Source organism: Aestuariivita sp. (genome assembly GCF_049276915.1).
Classification (GTDB): Bacteria; Pseudomonadota; Alphaproteobacteria; order Rhodobacterales; family Rhodobacteraceae; genus Aestuariivita.
This window is the reverse complement of sequence record NZ_JBASXK010000072.1, coordinates 61,959-81,087: the sequence shown is the minus strand read 5'-3', so window position 1 is coordinate 81,087 and position 19,129 is coordinate 61,959. Positions and strand designations below refer to the sequence as shown.

Sequence of the window (19,129 nt, the reverse complement as noted above, 5' to 3'; positions counted from 1 at the left end):
AACCAGAAAGAAGCAGCGCTGGACGCTTTTGCGGCAGCGGGAGAGCGCGTGGCCCTGGCGGTTGCGAAGGGCTTTGACTCATGACTGGCAAAGGCGCAGCATGCTGGTACATCCTGACACACGGAGAGACCTGCCCAATGTTGAAACATTTGATGATGTCTGCAGCGGCCCTGACATTGAGCGCTGCGGCAGCTCAGGCGGAATACACGCTCACCATTTTGCACACCAATGATTTTCACGCGCGTTTCGAGCCGATCAACCGCTTCGACAGCGGCTGCGGCGCTGAAGACAACGCCGAAGGAAAGTGTTTTGGTGGTTCGGCGCGGCTGATAACGGCGATCCGCGAGGCGCGCGAACGGGCCCAGACGTCGATCCTCGTGGATGGCGGCGATCAGTTTCAGGGTTCGTTGTTTTACACTTACTACAAAGGTCAGGTCGCGGCGGAGATGATGAACCTGATGGGCTATGATGCCATGACGGTGGGCAATCATGAGTTCGACGACGGCCCCGAGGTTTTGCGCGGTTTCATGGATGCGGTGCAGTTTCCGGTGCTGATGTCGAACGCCGATGTGTCACGCGAAGAACTGCTGGCTGATACATTGATGAAATCGACCGTGATCGAACGCGGTGGCGAGAAACTGGGGCTGATCGGCCTTACGCCGGAAGATACTCATGAACTGGCCTCGCCCGGGCCCAACATCACCTTCAGCGATCCCGTTGCTGCGGTACAGGGCGAGGTCGACAAGCTGACGGCAATGGGTGTGAACAAGATCATTGTCCTGAGCCATTCGGGCTATGGCGTCGATCAACGGGTTGCTGCGCAAACATCAGGTGTGGATGTCATCGTGGGCGGTCATTCCAACACGCTATTGTCAAATACCATCGAGAATGCGCGCGGCCCTTATCCAACCATGGTCAATGGTGTCGCAATCGTTCAGGCCTACGCCTATGGCAAGTTTCTGGGTGAGTTGAACGTCACGTTCGATGACGCGGGCAACATCATCGAGGCTGTCGGTGAGCCGCTGATCATGGACGCTGCGGTTTCCGAAGACGAGGCTGTTGTTGCGCGGCTGGGTGTGCTGGCCGAACCGCTGGACGAGATCCGCAATCGGGTCGTGGCTGCAACCCAGACGCCCATTGGCGGGGATCGTGAGGTCTGCCGGTCGGAAGAATGCTCAATGGGAACCCTGATCGCGGATGCGATGCTTGAACGGGTGCGCGCGCAGGGGATCGAGATCGCCATCCAGAATGGCGGTGGCATCCGGGCCTCCATTGATGCAGGCGATGTCACGATGGGCGAAGTCCTGACCGTTCTGCCCTTTCAGAACACCTTGTCGACCTTTCAGGCGACGGGCGCTGTGATCTTGGCCGCCCTTGAGAATGGTGTCAGCCAGGCGGAAGAAGGGGCCGGGCGTTTTCCTCAGGTGGCGGGGATGCGCTTTACCTGGGATCCCGAGGCCGCACCGGGGAGCCGTGTTGTATCGGTCGAGATTGGCTTAGACGGGCAGTTTGCACCGATCGAGATGGACAAGGTCTATGGTGTGGTCACCAACAATTATGTGCGAAATGGCGGGGATGGTTATGACATGTTCGCTGGTGAGGACATGAATGCCTATGACTATGGCCCGGATCTGGCGGATGTGACGGCGGAGTATCTGGCAACATATGCGCCGTATCAGCCCTATACCGACGGGCGCATCAAACGCAAATGAGCCTTAGCGGATCCCGGGCCAGAGCTCGGGATCTAGCCCCTCGATAAACGGAGCCAGGGTGTCGGCATGTTCAGCCCAGCCGCCGATCGAGCGGGTGTGTACCCCTTCGCGCACCTGATTGACGCTGGCGGTGCGCACCGCTGACGTGTTGCGTTCGGGTGCCGCCATGTCTGGCATCCAGTCAACACCACACAGAGCGGCCAGACGGCGGCTCTGGCCCTCCAGATCGCTCACCAGATCCTCATAGACTATATCGTGCACCCGGCCGGGAAACAGCGCCTTCCAATGGGCGATGTAGCGGGCATAGGCATTTGCCTCGGCTGCCATGGCTGCCATGTCGAAAGTGTAGTTCATCGGCTGGTTCGGGAACCAGTTGCGCCACATCGACCAGGCCACGTCGCGCGGGTCGCGCGCGGCGTTCAGGATCACCGCATCGGGCAGGGCGGCCAGCAGAAAGCCCACATATTTGTAATTGGCAGGCATCTTGTCGACGATGCCGGCCGGGTCGCCCTCCTGCCCGGGAAGAGCTGTCCAATAGTCGCGGGCAAAGGCCTGCGCCTCCTGTGCGCCGAAGGTCGCACCCTCGGTCAGGAAAGGATGTGCCAGTCTTCCCGCGATGGCCTGTTCGCCCACGCCGGTGATCCGGGGATGGGCCGAGAGCACCAGTTCGGTCAGCGTGGTGCCTGAACGTGGCTGCCCCACAACGAAGATTGGCACCGGGCCTTTGCCTGCAGGGGCTTGCGGCACCCGATGTCCGGATGGAAACAGCGCCATGATCGCGGCCTCTTCGCGCCCGGCGCGGGCGCGATCATCGGGGCGCAGCTCAGCGGTCAGGGCATTGGCGATGCCATAAAGGCGCGCGGCCTCGTCACTTTGCCCGGTCTTTTCGGCGCAATGGGCCAGCGCGAAGGCGACCCGCGCCCGGTCGATTGAACCCTTGCGCGCCTTGGCAAAAGCGGCGTCCAGTTTTGGTTTCAGCTGTGGCATCGCATCCGCTGTGGCGATCCGGGCCAGTTCGCGCAGGATGTCGGAATTTGCCGGGTCCACCTGCAGCGCCATGTTCAGCACCTCGACCGCCTCGTCGCGGCGGCCCGCTTCGTTCAACTGGATGCCATAGCGCTGCAGCGCATTCAGATGCCGGGGATTTATCGACAGCGCCTTTTCCAGCGCGGCCAGCGCTTTGGCTGTCTGCATCCGCCGTGCGAGTTGCAGTGAGATGTTGGACAGGGTTTCGAGATTGTTCGGATCGAATTCCAGCGCCGCCCGGTAATCGTCATAGGCCCGGTCGTCATCGCCCATTGCCACATGGGTCACCGCGCGCAGGTTATAGGCGCGGGCCACCGCCTGCCCGAATTCGGGCGTCATCCCACCTTGATCCGCGATCATGGCGCGGTCGGCCTCGATTGCGTCGGTGGCGGCCTGGAGCGCGCGGTCAAGCGCGCCGCGCTGCATCTCCATCACGCCCAGCTGGTAGTAGAGCGATCCCTGCTGGCTGCGTCTGGGCAGGATTTTCTGGATCAGTGCCTCGGCCTTGTCATATTGGCCCGATTGCACATAGGCCATCGCCAGATTGTCCTGGTAGACCGTGTCGGACGGGGCCAGGCGCAAAGCCTTGACGAAATACTGCGCGCCTTCGCGGGGATTGCCGCTTTGGCTCAGCGCCATCCCGGCCAGATTGGCGAAACCCGGTTCCCTGGGAAAGCGACGCATGCCCGCCTTGCAAAGCTTCAGCGCGGCCTTGAACTGGCCGGATTGCAGCAGGGTCAGCGCCTGGCGTATGTCGATTTGAGCGGTCATGACCCCGTCATAATGCCTGCGTGCGCGAGGGGGAAGCGGGTTCCGCGGGGCTCTGGCCTGACGGCACGTGGCGCGCTAGGGTGGCGGGCATGTGTGGGCGTTTCGCGATCACCTTGCCATCGGATGCGATGGCGCAGCTTTTTCAGGCGCGTCCGGCAAATGACCTTCCGGACGTGCCCAATTTCAATGTCTGTCCGACCAATCGCGTGCATGTTGTGAACGCGGATGATGGGGGACGGCGTCTTCAGGCGATGCGGTGGGGGTTTCTTCCCGCTTGGTACAAGAAGCCGTCCGATGGTCCTTTGTTGATCAATGCCCGATCCGAGACGATCGCCGAGAAACCGGCCTTTCGCGCCGCAGCACGCGAGCGACGCTGCCTGATCGTGGCCACCGGGTTTTACGAATGGACCAAAACAGAAGATGGAGCGCGGTTGCCCTGGTACATCCGGCGTGCTGACGCGGCACCCATCGCCTTTGCCGGTGTCTGGCAAGACTGGGGTGGTGGCGATGAAAGGGTCTCGACCTGCGCGATCGTGACGACGCCTGCGAACCGAAAGATGAGCCAGATCCATCACCGGATGCCGTTGATCTTGGACCCACAGGACTGGCCGATGTGGTTGGGCGAAGCCGGCAAGGGAGCCGCGCTCTTGATGAAGCCGGGCGCGGAAGAGACACTGGTGTTTCATCGCGTGGGCACTGCGGTGAACTCCAACCGTGCCAGTGGGCAGCACTTGATCGAGCCCGTTGCCGCTTAGGGATCCAGTGGTCTGAGCGGCGCACGGCTGAGCGTGTTTCCCGCCATTGTGATCTTTTCGATCAGGTTCAGAAACGTCTGGCGTTCTTCTTCCGAGAGCCCCGTCAGAATATCCGGTTGCAGCGCTAGAACCACTGGCCGCGCAGCCTTGAGCAGTTCATGGCCCGCTTCGGTCAATTCAAGTGCCTTGGCGCGTCGGTCTTTGGGTGAGGTTGCGCGCCGCATGAAGCCGCGCTCTTCCAGTTTGTCGATCACTTTTCCAAGCGTGGCGCGGTCATAGGCCACCAGTCCCGCAACCGAAGCCTGATCGATACCGGGATGACTGGCCACGGCAGAAAGAGCGGCAAACTGCACCGGCGTTAGTGACAGGCCGGATCGGTTCATGTGTTCGGCAAAAAGCGCGACCGAAATCTGATTGAGGCGACGGATAAGGTGCCCCGGCATGGCGTGAATATCCATCATGTCCCCGTTTGCTCCCAATGACTGAGGGATCAGTGTCCGTCCGGGAACGCAGAATTGCAAGTATGCTTATTATCAAAATGTCTACTATAAGCGGCGCGGCTTCTTCAGCCGATTTCAGGCCACCTGATCTGTCATGAGGTTTTCAAGGATCCGCCTGTATCCGGCGACCCCTTGTGCACCTGTCGCAGCATATCGCTGAGCAAAGATCATGGCAGGAACACCCTGAACCCCCTGGGATGTCCAGAAAGCCTGCTTCTTGCGCACGGATTCGGCATGGGTGCCGGCGTTCAGCATGTCGAGGGCACCTTGGCGGTCCAGTCCGATATCCCGGGCAATATCCGCAAGAGTATCCTGGTCAGACACATTGCGGCGATCAGTGAAATGTGCGGCCAATAGGGCCAGTTTCGCGTCATGCGCGCGATCCTGCTCTTCGGCCCACTCGATGAGTTGGTGCGCACGGAACGTGTTCCACATGAACATGTCGTCGCTGAAGGCGAATGTGAAACCCAACTCTGCGCCCAACTGCGTGATTTGTGTGCGGTTCTGCTGGGATTGTGCAGGGGTGATGCCGTATTTGCGGGCCAGATGATCAAAGAGCTTCTCGCCCTCCATCGCCATCTGGCTGTTCAATTCGAACGGATGCCAATGCACATCAATGGCCAAGCCCAAAGTTTCGGCCGCGCGGGCCAGTTGCAGGTAACCTATGGCGCACCACGGGCAGACAACATCAGAGACGATGTCGACGCGGATGGGGGCTCGGGGTGAGGATGCCATGAGTGAACTCCTGTTTTACCAGGGTCTGTTTGGCATGTGCACCGGTAAACATCCAGCCTGTCGACTTGGTGCTGGCCGGAAGGTGAGTGTCAGCGGGGCTGGTGTGTCGGTGACACCAGTCTTAGGAAGAAACCCGGAACCTGAAAGGATCGCTGTCATGGAACTGAATGCGGATTTCTGCGAACGCGTGGTTGTCCACGCAAATCGGCTTGATTGGGTCGCATCGCCGATGCCGGGCGTCGAAAGACGGATGCTCGACCGGATCGGCGATGAAGTGGCGCGCGCCACCTCCATTGTACGCTATGCGCCAGGATCTCAGTTTTCGGCCCATACTCATACCGGTGGAGAAGAGTTCATTGTGCTTGAGGGCGTCTTTCAGGACGAACATGGCGACTATCCGGCCGGCACCTATGTGCGCAACCCGCCGACCTCGTCACATACGCCGGGCTCTGCGCAGGGCTGTACCATTTTCGTAAAGCTCTGGCAGTTCGACATGGACGACCGCACCCAGATCCGGCTGGATATGGAGCAGGCGGCGCTGGGTGGATTTGCCGTTTTGCATGAAGACGCGCGCGAAAGGGTGACGTTTCACAAAATGGCTCCGGGCGAGGCGCTGGAGAGTGCTTTGCCGGGCGGTGGAGAATTGTTGGTACTGTCGGGCTCCGTGTCGGAAGACGGCGATGTGCTCGAACCGGGCGGGTGGCTGCGCCTGCCTGTTGAGGCAAAGCTCAAGGCCGTGGCCGGCCCAGATGGTGCTGCCGTCTGGATGAAAACGGGTCACTTGCCCTTTGCCGCGCCGCCAGCGGCCTGATTGCTGCGGGATGCGAACCGATACATTGATCGTAGGAGGCGGGCTTTGCGGTCTTGCTCTGGCAGATGCGCTCGAAGCAAAGGGGCAGGATTATCTGCTTGTCGAAGCGCGTTCGCGCTTTGGTGGGCGTATTCTGAGCGAGTATCACAAGGGGGCCGGTTTCGATCTGGGGCCTGCGTGGTTCTGGCCGGGCCAGCCTCTCATGGCAAACCTGGTGCAACGGCTGGGGCTGAAGCAGTTTGATCAATACGCCGATGGCATTCTGAGCTTTGAAGACGAACGCGGCCAGGTGCAGCGCGGGCGGGGGTTTTCCTCGATGCAAGGGTCATGGCGCGTTCAGGGTGGTCTCGGGACACTCAGTGACGGTCTGGCCAGGCATCTGCCGTCTGGGCGGACCCGGCTCAACACCGCTGTAGAGGGGCTGAGGCAGATACCGCATGGCGTGTCAGTACGATTGAGCTCCGGTGACACGGTGCAGGCCAATCAGGTGGTGCTTGCCCTTCCGCCGCGCATCTCTGCCGGGATCGAATTCGATCCGCCACTGCCACCCGGTGCGCTGGCTGCCTTGCATGCAGTGCCGACATGGATGGCTGGGCAGGCCAAAGCTGTGGCGGTCTATTCGACGGCGTTCTGGCGCGAGGAGGGTCTGTCTGGCGATGCCATGAGCCGCTTTGGACCCATGGTCGAGATCCATGACGCGTCACCTTCGACAGATGGCTTGTTCGCATTGTTCGGATTTATCGGTGTGCTTCCTCAGGCCCGGCGCGACGAGCAGGTTTTGCGTCAACAGGTTCTGGCACAGTTGGTGCGTTTGTTCGGAGCACAGGCTGCCGAACCCGAGGCGTTGTTCATCAAGGACTGGGCCTGTGATCCGTTCACGGCCGTCATGGCTGATCAGGCACCTGTGATGGCGCATCCGCAATACGGGATGCCTCGGGGCCTGGAAAATCTTTGGGATGGCCGCGTGATCCTGGCCGGAACCGAGGTCGCAACCGAGTTCGGCGGGTATCTGGAAGGGGCACTGGAAGCGGCGGAACTGGCGCTGGGCAAATTGTCGGAGTGATCTGTCAAAGCCCAAGCCTGCCCAAACCGCGCAAGAACGGGTCGGGCTGTGATCTCTGAGGCTGAATGACCGCACGGCGCAGGATGGGGCGAGACGGATTTGACCATATACTTCTGTCTCGTTCGTCGTTAAGGACAGGGTGCTTGCACAGCAGGCACGCATCCCGGCGGATTCCGCCGCAACTCTACGGACATATCCCGCCATGATCTCTACCCTTTCCCAAGCGCTCAGCGAGCGGGGCTATGATACGTTAACGCCGGTTCAGGAGGCTGTTTGCGACCCTGATCTCGTTACCAAGGATTTGCTGGTCTCGGCTCAGACCGGGTCTGGCAAAACTGTCGGCTTTGGTCTGGCGATTGCACCAACGCTTCTTGGGGATGCAACCGAGTTCGGTCCGGCGGGCACTCCGATTGCACTGGTGATCGCACCCACGCGCGAATTGGCGTTCCAGGTCATGCGGGAGCTGCGCTGGCTTTATGAAAAAGCCGGTGCGCGGATCGCGTCCTGCGTTGGTGGTATGGACATGCGCGATGAACGCCGCGCGCTCGAACGCGGCGCGCATATCGTTGTGGGCACGCCGGGGCGTTTGCGCGATCACATCATGCGCGGTTCACTGGACATGTCGGCGCTGCGCGCTGTGGTGCTGGACGAAGCGGATGAAATGCTGGATCTGGGATTTCGCGAAGATCTGGAATTCATGTTGGGCGAAGCTCCCGCGGATCGCCGTACGCTGATGTTCTCGGCCACCGTGCCGCCTATGATTGCCAAGCTGGCCGAGCAGTATCAGCGCGATGCTCAGCGGATAAACACCGTGGGCGGGGCCAAGCAGCACACGGATATCAGCTATCAGGCCGTGCGCGTCGCCGAACAGGATCGCGAGAATGCGATCTTCAACCTGCTGCGCTTTCATGATGCGGACAGTGCGATCGTATTCGCCAACACGCGCGCCACCGTGAACCATCTGATGGCACGCCTGTCCAATCGCGGCTTTTCAGTCGTCTGCCTGTCCGGAGAACTGAGCCAGAGTGAACGCACGAATGCGCTTCAGGCGATGCGAGACGGGCGTGCCAAGGTTTGCGTGGCCACCGATGTTGCCGCCCGCGGGATCGACTTGCCGAACCTCAATCTTGTCATCCATGCCGATCTGCCGACCAACACCGAAGGCCTCTTGCACCGCTCGGGGCGGACGGGACGCGCCGGGCGCAAGGGGATTTCGGCGCTGATCGTGCCGCCGCGTGCTGCATCGAAAATGGAGCGCCTGCTGAAATGGGCCAAGATCACTGCCGAATGGACGGTTGCACCGTCGGCTGATGATATTCGCAAACTCGACGAAGAACGCCTGTTGTCGGACCCGGTATGGTCGGATGAGCCGACCGAGGATGAAACAGCTTTCGCCGAGCGCCTCTTGGCCGCGCAATCCCCCGAAGCGATTGCCGCAGCCTATCTGCGGCTGTATCGCGCGCGCCGCTCGGCTCCCGAGGAACTTCTGCCACCTGATACCAAACCTGAAAAGCGCGAGCAAAAGGCCTTTGGTCCCAGCAGCTGGATTGCCTTGTCTGTCGGGCGCAATGACCGGGCCGAAGCGCGCTGGCTGTTGCCGATGCTGTGCCGTATCGGCGGTCTGGACAAGACCGCCATTGGTGCCATCCGGGTGCAATACAGCGAGACCTTTGTCGAGATTTCCACACCGAGCCTGGCTGCATTCCTCACGGGCCTTGGCCCTGAGAGCAAACTGGAAGACGGCGTCACCGTGCGCACCCTGGATGGCCCGCCACAGGTTTCAAGCCAACCGGCCAAGCCCTACAGCCCGCGTCGCGATGACCGCTCGCGTCATGATGACGGAGATCGCCGTCCAGCCCGCGCCTCCAAACCCAAACCTGCGCCACGCAGTGATGCGACCCCGCCGCGGGCACCGGGCGCTGAGGCCAAATGGAGCAAGCCAAAGCCGGATGCTGCACGGCCCAAGCCCAAGTTTGATCACGCGAAAGGGGCTTCAAAACCTGATTACGTGACGGCCAAAGGCAAATCCAAACCCAAACCGCCGCCCAACCGGGACAAACCGAAGCCCGCAGCAAGCGGACCGGGTGCCAGACCAGTGACCAAAGGTGATGCCAAGCCGGCCAGGAAACCCGCCAAGGCAGGCGGCGCTTTCGCGGATGCGCGTGACAGCTCGAAACGGTTCACGCCACCGGGCAAGGCCAAAACAGCGCCACGCAGAGGCGGAAAGCCGGCACCGCGGCGTGCGGGCGGGGATCAAACGCCAAAGCGCAACAAGACCTGAAGCTTAGGTTTTGTCCGTCACAGTTTACGCACCGTAATTGCGGTCGGGCGCTGCTTGACATTCGACAAATCGGCCCGGACGCACTAATCCAGCCTCAGCGCATTGACTGGGGAGGAAGCAATGACTGCTGCAAAGCGGCCGTGGACGGCCTTTTATCAACCGCAAGCCCGGTCCGACATCGGCACAGCATCCTATCGCACCATCGGTGACCTGATCAGATCGGTTGCGGATACTTACGCGAATGCGCCGGCCTTTACCGCAGTTATGCCCAACGGCATGAACGGCACGCTGACCTTCGCCCAGGTCGATGAAATGTCGGACGCCTTCGCGGTTTATCTGCGCGAAATTGCCGGTCTGAAACAGGGCGACCGGGTCGCTTTGCAAATGCCCAATTGCCTCAGTTTCCCGGTGGCGGCTTTCGGTATTCTCAAGGCAGGCTGCGTGCTGGTCAATGTAAACCCGCTTTATACTGCCGATGAAATGGCCAAGCAGTTCTCGGATGCAGAACCGCATGCGCTTGTGATCATCGATATGTTTGCCAACAAGATTCCGGACGCGACACGGGGCCATCCGATCCCCAATATCATCGTGACACGGGTCGCTGAATTCCTGCCCGCGATGCCCCGTGGCATTGTTGGTCTGGTGCAGAAATACTGGGACCGTTCGGTGGAACCTGTTGAAGTGGCCCATATCCGACTTCCCGAGGCGCTCGAAGCGGGCCGGGTGCGTGCCCGGGCCGAGAAGATCGAAGTGGATGCCTATCACCAGAGCGTGCAGCCGGATGATGTGGCCTGTCTTCAATACACCGGAGGCACGACGGGTGTGGCCAAGGGCGCGATGTTGACCCATGCCAATCTGATCCTGAACATGGAACAGACGATGGAGTTGATCTCGGGAGTCAAGAAAGGCGAAGAGATCGCACTGACCGCTCTGCCGATGTATCACATCTTTGCGTTCACCGTGAATCTGCTTGGATTTTACTGGTTGGGCGCGCGTAACATCCTGATCCCCAATCCGCGGCCGCTGTCGAACCTCAAACGCGCCTTCGAGAATTATCGCATCACCTGGATGAGCGGCGTGAACACATTGTTCAACGGTCTGACAAATGAGATCTGGTTCACCGACAGCCCACCCAAACATCTGAAATTCGCCTCTGCGGGGGGCATGGCGCTGCAGGCTTCCGTCGCTCGGAAATGGGAGGCCATCACCGGAAAACCCGTCCTGCAGGGATATGGCCTGACCGAAACCTCGCCGGTGCTTACTTTCGAACCTCTGGGCAAAACGCGGGAAGGGACAATCGGTGTTCCGGTTCCATCCACCCTGGTGGCCTGTCTGGACGATGACGGTAAAGAAGTCCCACAGGGGCAAAGCGGTGAAATTGCGGCCAAGGGGCCTCAGATCATGGCCGGCTACTGGAACAAACCGGAAGAGACCGCGGCCGTGATGAAGGACGGCTGGTTCCTGACCGGCGATATTGGCGTCATGGATGCCGATGGCTATTTCACCATTGTGGATCGCAAGAAGGACATGGTCGTCGTATCTGGCTTCAACGTCTATCCCAACGAGGTCGAGGACTGCCTTGCCAGCCATCCCGGTATCCTTGAGGCGGCTGTCATCGGCGTGCCCGATGAAAGCTCGGGCGAAGCCGTCAAAGCCTTTGTCGTCAGGCGCGACGCGGGTTTGAGCGAGGCGGATATACGCAATCACTGCAAGGCGCATCTGACGGCGTATAAAGTGCCCAAGCGCGTCGAATTCCGCGACGATCTGCCGAAGTCGAATGTTGGAAAAATCCTCAGAAAAGACCTGCGCGCCGAAGAACTGGCGCAGCACGCAGCGGAGTAACGAGTCATGGTCGGAGCATTTGAACAGGCGCTGCTGGCACTGATGATCTTTGTCATCATGCTGGGAATGGGCGCGTCCCTGACGCCGCGCGACTTTTACCTCGCTCTGCGCAGGCCTTATGGGTTGGCGATTGGGGTGATCTCGCAATACGGCTTCATGCCGCTTATCGGCTTCTTGCTGGTGACGTTTCTTACAGTGCCGCAGGCGATCGCGATGGGCATTCTGATCATGTCCTGCATGCCCGGCGGGACGACATCGAATATCTTCACCTATTTTTCCAAGGGAAATCTGGCGCTTTCGGTCCTGATGACTGTGACCTCGACGATCACGGGCGTTGTCCTGATCCCGATTGTACTGGTGGTCTATGCGACCGCTCTGGATCTCGATATTCCGCGTGAGAACATCATTGCCACGCTGGTGCTGTTGCTGGTGCCGGTGGCCATCGGGATGGCGTTGCGCAAGATCAACGCCAATGTTGGTGCGGTGACCGAGTTCCTCGGCTCGGCCCTTGCGCTGTTTTTCATCGTGTTTCTGATGGTCAGTTGGGTGCCGCGCAACTGGCGGTTCCTGTTGGAAACGACGCCAGCCACATATGTGGCTGCGATCGGTCTTGGGGTGATGGGGATTGCGATCGGGTACATGTTTGCCCGCGCTCTGCGCCTTCATCCGCGCAATGCACGCACTGTCGCGCTTGAGACCGGCATCCAGAATGGACCGCTTGCCATTGCGATCATCGTATTCACCTTTTCCGGAACTCAGGCCCAGGAGGTCATGGCGGTGCCGGTGCTGTATTCGCTGTTTATCGTGATCGTCTCGACGCTGGTGACACTGATCTTCCGCCGCGCCAATACGGCCGCGGAACAAAAGCTGCCCGACGGATTGCTCTGAGCGGTGCCCCCCTCATGCCTGTGCGTGAGGGGGCAGCAGAATAAAGCCGTCACTCATGATCCTGGACAAAGGCGCTGGCCATTTCTCAGTCAGGACTGAACCAGGACACGTTTTGCGTTGCGGCCATCCGGGCCGCTTCAGGGCTGTCAAACACCTGATCCGAGAAATGGCCCACCGGGAACCACCCGCTGGGATCCTCCGCATCGCGCCGAAAGGTATCAAAGCCAAAGCTGCCATCGGGACGTTTGAAGATGTCGACACAAAACGCGCCATCCTCGGAATTGATCGACTGCAGGACAGTGTTGATATGTGCCAAACAAAGGCCTTTCCATCGCTTGTTTAAACTGAGGTTCGCGCCGCAATCGGCCCACTCGGTTGATCCTGTACTGTTTGCACATGGGAAAGGTTCTGGACAAGATCAGCGAAACAGCCAAGGTCTATGTGATATCAGGAGGATGTGGGATGAACGAGACACTCGAGCAAAATTACGACAAGGCAGGATATCACGCCAAACAGACCTATGGCGCGCGGCCAGCCTTGGTTCTGGTGGATTTCGCACAGGCCTATTTCGACCCCGAGGCCCCGCTCTATGGTGGAGAGGGATGTGTCGCGGCGCGTGATCATGCGATCCGACTGGCCGAGGCTGCGCGGGCAGCGCATGTCCCGGTGATCTTTACCGAGGTGAAGTATCAGCCCGGGGGCGGCGACGGAGGGGCGTTTTATGCCAAGGTGCCCGCGCTGTCGTGCTTTGATGCCGGGCGGGACACACAACGCCTCGTTGACGGTTTGAGCGTGCAGGAGGGTGATCTGATGATCACCAAGCAATACCCCAGCGCATTCTTCGGCACGTCTCTTGCGGCAACGCTGCAGTTTCACAAGATCGACACGCTGATCATCGGCGGCCTGACTACATCCGGCTGTGTGCGGGCAACCTGCATCGATAGCATCTCATCGGGCTTTGTCACTCTGATCGCCCATGAGGCCTGCGGCGATCGCGCCGAAGGGCCGCATGAGGCGAACCTGTTTGACATGAGTGCGAAATACGCCGATCTGATCGGGACCGAGGACGCAGTTGCCTATATGGAAAGCTGCACCATCACATGATGCGCGGCTTCTCCCCCTGATCATCCCGCGCGGCATCGGGCTGTGCGTCCTGCCACAACCGCGCGATATAGCGCGCGCCGGTGATCCCATTCGAGACGTCCGAGCTGAGCCACAGGGCAGGGGCGCGCATGATGTCGGGCGACAAAAGGTTGCCGTCCGCGCCTTTCTTGTCCGGCGCGGGCGGCAACAGGTCGGTGTCTGTTGCGCCTCCGGGCAACAGCACATTCACGTCAACGCCGGTGCCTTTGAGATCTTCGGCCCAGACCCGGCTGGCGGCTTCCAGAAATGCCTTGGTCGGGCCATAGGGCGCATATCCCCTGCGGATCATGGTCTGATCCGAGGTCGAGATGTTTATGATCTTGCCGAAACCCTGCGCCAGCATTTGCGGCACCGCCGCCTGTGCCATCAGGAAGGGTCCGTTCACATTTGTCTCAACGATGCGTCGCCATGCATCCGGTTCCGCCTCCCAGAACCGGGTCGCAACAGTGTTGAAGGTTTCCGATATCACCCGCATCCCCAGACCCGCGTTGTTGATCAGCACATCGAGGCGGCCAAAAGCGGCGACGGTTTGCGCGACCGCCTGTGCGGCCGCGTCGGCATTCGTCACATCCGCCACCAGAGCAATGGCATTTTCGCCAATCGCGTCGCGCGTCTGATCAAGCGCCGCAGAGGGCTGGCTGCCGGTGATCGCCAGTTTCGCTCCCGCCTCTGCCAATGCCAGGGCCATCTCACGCCCAAGCCCGCGTGAGCCGCCCGTGACAAGGATGACTCGGCCTTTCAGAGATGGGTGTGTCATGACCTGTGTCCTGTGTTGTGCGCCGCGTCTGCCAGCGAAGTTGGATTGACCATATCCTCTCTGCGTCACATGATTTGTCCAGACAAATTTGTCTTGACGGCAGAAGGCGTGCACTTACCGTTAAGGCGACCAAGGAGAGGCCAATGCAGATAATCGAAAACAGAGTTCTGATCGCTGGTGCCGGGCCTGTGGGTCTTGTGGCGGCGGTATCGCTTTTGGAAGAGGGTATTCCGGTCACGGTGCTTGAGGCATCCGCCGACCTTGCCGTGGATCTGCGCGCCTCGACCTTTCATCCGCCCACGCTGGATTTCCTCGATAGACTGGGTCTGGCGGATGGGCTGATCGAACGCGGCATCAAATGTCCGCTGTGGCAGTTCCGTGACCGCAAGGAGGGCGAAGTGGCCACCTTCGATCTGGGTCTGCTGGCGGGTGAGACGAACCACCCCTATCGCCTGCAGGCCGAACAGTGGAAGCTGACGGAAGCCGCACGCACCCGCCTTGAGGCGGAACCGGATGCAGAGCTGATCACCGATATCGTGGTGGAAGGTGTTGCGCAGGATGCCGACAGTGTCACGGTGACGGCCCGTCGTACCGATGGCAGCGTCGAGACGTTTCGTGCCGCCTATCTGATTGGTGCGGATGGCGCGCGCTCGACGGTGCGCAAATCCACCGGGGTCGCATTCCCCGGTCTGACGATCCCCGAGATCTTTCTTTCGCTGTCCACCCCCTTCCGCTATGATCAGGCCATCGAGGGGCTGGCGGATATATGTTACATCTCTGACCCCGAAGAGTGGCTGGTTCTGCTGCGCACACCAACCTTGTGGCGGGTGCTGTTTCCAACCGATCCCAGCCTCAGCGATGAGCAGATTCTGGATCCTGAACGTATCGAGCAGCGGATGCAGGCTCTACTTCCTGGGCAACCCTATGAAATCGCTCATAAAACAGCCTATCGTGTGCATGAGCGGGTTGCGGAGGCCTATGTGCATGGGCGCATTTTTCTGGCCGGAGACGCGGCGCATCTGAACAACCCGCTGGGCGGCATGGGCATGAATGGCGGCGTGCATGATGCGGTCAACCTGGCCGAAAAACTGGCGCAGGTCTGGCGCGGGGCGTCCCCTGATCTGATGGGGCGCTATGAGCGCCAGCGGCGCAAGGTGGCCATTGAAACCGTGCAGGCACAGGCCCTGCGCAATCGGGCGGTTCTGAACGAAACCGATCCCGTGAAGCGCCAAGCCTATCACGACGAGTTGCGCGCCACCGTCGATGATCCGAAAAAACACCTCGCCTATGTGATGCGGTCGTCGATGATCCAGTCGCTGCGCGATCTGGAAGACGTGGCGTGACGCGGGAGGTGCAGTGACAGAACCGGCCAAAACCCCACGTTACGTCGAGATAGACGAGGCGCTGCGCACCGAGATCGCCTCGGGCGTGCATGCGGTCGGCGCGCGATTGCCCAGCGAGGCGGTGTTGTGCGATCGGTTCGGCGTCAGCCGCTTTACGGTGCGTGAGGCGCTGCGCCGATTGCAGGCAGATGGCATGGTCTCGCGCGTCCAAGGGGCCGGGAGCCAGGTCTTGCGCGATACGCCCTCGGGCGTGTTTGTGCAGAATTACCGGTCGATGTCGGACCTGACGCAGTTTGCCGAAGCGACCAATCTGGAGGTTCTGGGCACAAAGGATACGATCCTTGACGAAGATGTTGCCCGCCGTGTCGGAGGCATTGCCGGTGCGCCATGGCTGACCATTCTTGGCCTGCGCCGCATGGCGAATGGAGAGCCTCTGGCCTTTGTCGAAAGCTTTGTGCCCCAGCGTTTTGCGGTGATCGCACCGGAACTTGCGCGCAGACCCGGCCCGATCTACGCGGGGCTGGCAGAGGCCGCCGGTGAAGCCGTGCGCGACGTCGAGCAGGAAACACAGGCTTTGGCGGCACCGTCCCATGTGGCCCGCGCGCTGGGTATCCCCATTGGCGGGCCCACGCTGCGTATTCTGCGGCGATACTCCAGTGCCTCAGGAACGCTGATTGCTTCGTTCAACTGGCATCTGGGTGGCGAAAAATACATCCACAGGACGCGAATCGATCTTGAGGGCAGTTAGACCTGCGCCCATTTGCGGTCGAATTCCCAGACATCCTCGAAGCCCATCAATTTGCTGAACTCCTTGAAATCATCCAGCTGCGCACCCGCGACATCGCCGGTTTCGGCCAGTTCACCGTAGGCCGCCTTCAGCGCGTGACCCATCGCCAGAAACCCAAGGGCCGGGTGGATAGCAATGGCGAATCCGAGCTCGGCCAGCTTGGCCGAGGACAGGATCGGCGTGTTGCCTCCCGATACCATATTGGCCAGCGTCGGCTTGCCGATGCGGTCGTTGATCATCTGCATTTCTTCAACCGTTTCAGGGGCTTCGATGAAAACGACATCCGCGCCTGCTTCGGCAAAGGCTTCGCCCCGACGCAGCGCTTCGTCCAGACCCAGGCTGGTGCGGCTGTCGGTGCGCGCGATGATCAGAAAGTCGGCGCTGGATCGGCTGTCGCTGGCCACTTTGATCTTGGCAACCATGTCTTCCAGCGCAACCACCCGGCGGCCCGGAGTATGGCCACATTTCTTGGGATATTCCTGATCCTCGATCTGGATTGCGCTCACTCCTGCGGCCTCATAGCCGCGCACGGTGTGGCGCACGTTCAAAAGCCCGCCATAGCCTGTATCGGCATCCGCGATCACAGGGGTATCGGCCCCTTCGGCGATGCGGCGCACGCGGGTTTCCATATCCGTATATGTCATGATCCCCGCATCCGGCAGACCAAGGTGAGAGGCTGAAACGCCATAGCCTGTCACGTACAAGGCGGGGAACCCCATCCGGTCGGCCACAAGGGTCGAAATCATGTCGAAGACGCCGGGGGCGGTGATGAACTCTCCCGCCTCAATCATCTGTTTGAGCTTTGGATTGGCCATTTTGTACCCCCCTTGGCACGGGGGGTGGTCGGTTTGTACCCCCGTAGCGCCTGCATTTGATGCAGCCTGAATAGAGGGCAATCGCAGGGTTGGTCAAGAATTTGTCCAGACAAATTCTTGACGGATCGAGATTCAAGATATCTAAATGCCTCAAGGAAAGTGCCGGGAGGTTGGCTTATGGCGAAAGACGCACGGGGCTGGCGCTGCAAGTTTGCGGTTGTCGCTCCTTCGACCAACACCATTGTGCAGCCGGACATGGATGACTTCCGTGTTCCGGGCGTGACCAATCACTTTGGCCGCATCTTTGTGCCGAACATGAAAGTGTCCAATGACGAGGATTTCGTCGCGCTTGTCGATGCGATCGGAGCGACGTTGTATGACGCGGTGGATCGCTGCAGTACCGCCGAGCCGGATTACCTGATCATGGGCATGTCGGCGCTGATGTTCTGGGACGGGCGCGCACCATCGGAAAAGCGCATGCAGGAACTGTCCGATCACTGCGGTTTGCAGGTCTCTGCGGGATCTTTCGCCTGCGAGGCGGCGCTGAACCTGACGGGGGCGAAACGGATCGCGGTGATCTCTCCCTATTTTCCGGTGTCGGACAAGAACGTCACCCTGTTTTTCCAGGATTGCGGGTTTGATGTGGTGCGCTTTCGCGGCCTGAAATGCTCAAGCCCCGTGGCCATCGCCCAGGTGCAGGAGGAGGACCTGCGCCGACACGTGGCCGAGATGGACGGCGATGATGTGGATGCCTTCGTGCAGGTGGGGACGAACCTGTCGATGTGCGCGCTCTGTGTCGATCTTGAGAAGGAATATGGAAAACCCTTCGTGGCGATCAACGCCGCCACATACTGGCACGCGCTGCGCGCGATGGGCATCAACGATCAGTTTGCGGGTCATGGCCCGCTTTTTGAACATCACTAAATCAACAAAACAGGGAGAGTAAAAATGAACATGAAAAGAATTTTCGGCCTTGCCACGGCGATCAGCCTTGCCGCCACGGTGGTGTCGGCAGAGATTGCCGCTCTGGGGTCAACGGCAACCGGTGGCACAAGCCAGATCGGCAGGACGCTGGCCGCAGCGATCTCGGAAGCCGGCGACATGCAAATGCGCCCTCAGGAGCTGGCCAATACAGCCGATTACATCCCGCTGGTGAATGTCGGTGAGATCGAATTCGGTATCGCGAACGTCGTTCAGATGACCTATGCCGTCGCGGGCACCGGCATGTCCGAAGGGCGTCCCAACCCCAACCTGCAGATGGTTGCGACGCTGATGCCGTTCCGCAATGCCTATATCGTGCGCAAGGATAGCGACATCATGTCGGTGGCCGATCTGGCCGGCAAGCGCGTGCCTGTATTCGCCGAGGGCGCGTTGGGTGATTATGTCTCGAAAGGCTATTTCGCCAATGCGGGCATGACGCTGGATCAGGTCGAAGGCGTGGCGGTGCCGAACTTCCCGCGCATGTGGTCCAGCTTTGCCGAAGGATCGGCAGATGTGGCCATCGTTGTTGTGGGCGCGGGCAACAGCCGCGAGTTCGATGCAAGCTTCGGCATCCGCTATCTGTCATTTGACAATAGCCCCGAAGCCTTGGAGCGGATGCGCGAGTGGCTGCCCCAGACCTATCTGCAGGAACTGCCGGCAGGCAGCGTGCCGGGCATTAATGAGCCCACCTATGTGAACGTGTTCGATTATGTTCTGTTTGCAAACAACGATGTCTCTGAGGACATGGTCTATAACGCCGTCAAGGCGCTTTGGGAAAAAGAGGCGGATCTGCTGGCGGGTGGCCCGTTCTGGAACGGCTTTGCCAAGGAAAACATGGGCAAGGACATCGGCGTGACCTATCACCCGGGTGCCATCAAGTTCTACAAGGAGATGGGTGTGTGGCCTGAGTAAGCCACAT

General features: G+C 60.2%; 18 protein-coding genes. 12 read left to right on the top strand and 6 right to left on the bottom strand.

Annotated features, from left to right (window positions below):
- Window positions 1-152: 152 nt before the first annotated feature.
- Window positions 153-1,712, top strand: coding sequence for a bifunctional metallophosphatase/5'-nucleotidase (locus WAO69_RS07430; RefSeq protein ID WP_422177592.1), 1,560 nt, complete (start codon window positions 153-155; stop codon window positions 1,710-1,712).
- Window positions 1,713-1,715: 3 nt separating this feature from the next.
- Here WAO69_RS07430 and WAO69_RS07425 read toward each other — a convergent pair whose 3' ends face one another.
- Entirely contained in the window at window positions 1,716-3,509 is a 1,794-nt protein-coding gene (locus WAO69_RS07425; RefSeq protein ID WP_422177590.1) for a sulfotransferase, read from the bottom strand.
- Between the two features lie 89 nt (window positions 3,510-3,598).
- Here WAO69_RS07425 and WAO69_RS07420 point away from each other — a divergent pair, with 89 nt between their 5' ends.
- Window positions 3,599-4,264, top strand: a complete 666-nt coding sequence (locus tag WAO69_RS07420) for an SOS response-associated peptidase (protein WP_422177588.1) — start codon at window positions 3,599-3,601, stop codon at window positions 4,262-4,264.
- On the opposite strand, the gene WAO69_RS07415 is transcribed toward WAO69_RS07420, so the two are convergent.
- Window positions 4,261-4,725 carry a MarR family winged helix-turn-helix transcriptional regulator gene (locus tag WAO69_RS07415; protein ID WP_422177586.1) on the bottom strand — a complete coding sequence of 155 codons (465 nt, stop codon included), beginning with the start codon at window positions 4,723-4,725 and terminating at the stop codon, window positions 4,261-4,263. The two genes, WAO69_RS07420 and WAO69_RS07415, sit on opposite strands and share 4 nt — an antisense overlap.
- 114 nt (window positions 4,726-4,839) lie before the next feature.
- Window positions 4,840-5,499 (bottom strand): DsbA family oxidoreductase, encoded by a 660-nt coding sequence (locus WAO69_RS07410; protein WP_422177584.1) that lies wholly within the window; start codon window positions 5,497-5,499, stop codon window positions 4,840-4,842.
- A 157-nt stretch (window positions 5,500-5,656) separates the two neighbouring features.
- Between WAO69_RS07410 and WAO69_RS07405 the strand changes: the two genes are divergently transcribed.
- The 5 genes from WAO69_RS07405 to WAO69_RS07385 all read left to right on the top strand — a co-directional run bounded on the left by WAO69_RS07405 (window position 5,657) and on the right by WAO69_RS07385 (window position 12,384).
- The gene (locus WAO69_RS07405) at window positions 5,657-6,310 is read left to right on the top strand and encodes a cupin domain-containing protein (RefSeq protein WP_422177582.1); all 654 of its coding nucleotides are present in this window, start codon (window positions 5,657-5,659) and stop codon (window positions 6,308-6,310) included.
- A 10-nt stretch (window positions 6,311-6,320) separates the two neighbouring features.
- Window positions 6,321-7,373 carry a flavin monoamine oxidase family protein gene (locus WAO69_RS07400; protein WP_422177580.1) on the top strand — a complete coding sequence of 351 codons (1,053 nt, stop codon included), beginning with the start codon at window positions 6,321-6,323 and terminating at the stop codon, window positions 7,371-7,373.
- Window positions 7,374-7,575: 202 nt separating this feature from the next.
- Window positions 7,576-9,654 (top strand): DEAD/DEAH box helicase, encoded by a 2,079-nt coding sequence (locus WAO69_RS07395; protein WP_422177578.1) that lies wholly within the window; start codon window positions 7,576-7,578, stop codon window positions 9,652-9,654.
- Window positions 9,655-9,774: 120 nt separating this feature from the next.
- Window positions 9,775-11,496, top strand: coding sequence for an AMP-binding protein (locus tag WAO69_RS07390; protein WP_422177577.1), 1,722 nt, complete (start codon window positions 9,775-9,777; stop codon window positions 11,494-11,496).
- Window positions 11,497-11,502: 6 nt separating this feature from the next.
- On the top strand, window positions 11,503-12,384 hold the full coding sequence (locus tag WAO69_RS07385; RefSeq protein ID WP_422177575.1) for a bile acid:sodium symporter: 882 nt from the start codon (window positions 11,503-11,505) through the stop codon (window positions 12,382-12,384).
- An 85-nt stretch (window positions 12,385-12,469) separates the two neighbouring features.
- Here the strand turns inward: WAO69_RS07385 and WAO69_RS07380 are convergent, their stop codons facing one another.
- Window positions 12,470-12,700, bottom strand: a complete 231-nt coding sequence (locus tag WAO69_RS07380) for a hypothetical protein (RefSeq protein WP_422177573.1) — start codon at window positions 12,698-12,700, stop codon at window positions 12,470-12,472.
- An 80-nt stretch (window positions 12,701-12,780) separates the two neighbouring features.
- Here WAO69_RS07380 and WAO69_RS07375 point away from each other — a divergent pair, with 80 nt between their 5' ends.
- Window positions 12,781-13,488 carry an isochorismatase family protein gene (locus WAO69_RS07375; RefSeq protein WP_422177571.1) on the top strand — a complete coding sequence of 236 codons (708 nt, stop codon included), beginning with the start codon at window positions 12,781-12,783 and terminating at the stop codon, window positions 13,486-13,488.
- Here the strand turns inward: WAO69_RS07375 and WAO69_RS07370 are convergent.
- Window positions 13,481-14,284 (bottom strand): SDR family NAD(P)-dependent oxidoreductase, encoded by an 804-nt coding sequence (locus tag WAO69_RS07370; protein WP_422177569.1) that lies wholly within the window; start codon window positions 14,282-14,284, stop codon window positions 13,481-13,483. The genes WAO69_RS07375 and WAO69_RS07370 overlap by 8 nt on opposite strands.
- Before the next feature lie 143 nt (window positions 14,285-14,427).
- Between WAO69_RS07370 and WAO69_RS07365 the strand changes: the two genes are divergently transcribed.
- Window positions 14,428-15,627: an FAD-dependent oxidoreductase gene (locus WAO69_RS07365; RefSeq protein ID WP_422177567.1), complete on the top strand. Its 1,200-nt coding sequence runs from the start codon at window positions 14,428-14,430 to the stop codon at window positions 15,625-15,627.
- Between the two features lie 13 nt (window positions 15,628-15,640).
- Window positions 15,641-16,375, top strand: a complete 735-nt coding sequence (locus WAO69_RS07360) for a GntR family transcriptional regulator (RefSeq protein WP_422177565.1) — start codon at window positions 15,641-15,643, stop codon at window positions 16,373-16,375.
- Here the strand turns inward: WAO69_RS07360 and WAO69_RS07355 are convergent.
- The gene (locus WAO69_RS07355) at window positions 16,372-17,229 is read right to left on the bottom strand and encodes an isocitrate lyase/PEP mutase family protein (RefSeq protein WP_422177563.1); all 858 of its coding nucleotides are present in this window, start codon (window positions 17,227-17,229) and stop codon (window positions 16,372-16,374) included. The genes WAO69_RS07360 and WAO69_RS07355 overlap by 4 nt on opposite strands.
- Before the next feature lie 177 nt (window positions 17,230-17,406).
- Here WAO69_RS07355 and WAO69_RS07350 point away from each other — a divergent pair, with 177 nt between their 5' ends.
- Window positions 17,407-18,153 (top strand): maleate cis-trans isomerase family protein, encoded by a 747-nt coding sequence (locus WAO69_RS07350; RefSeq protein WP_422177561.1) that lies wholly within the window; start codon window positions 17,407-17,409, stop codon window positions 18,151-18,153.
- Between the two features lie 24 nt (window positions 18,154-18,177).
- The gene (locus WAO69_RS07345; protein ID WP_422177559.1) at window positions 18,178-19,122 is read left to right on the top strand and encodes a TAXI family TRAP transporter solute-binding subunit; all 945 of its coding nucleotides are present in this window, start codon (window positions 18,178-18,180) and stop codon (window positions 19,120-19,122) included.
- Window positions 19,123-19,129 lie beyond the last annotated feature (7 nt).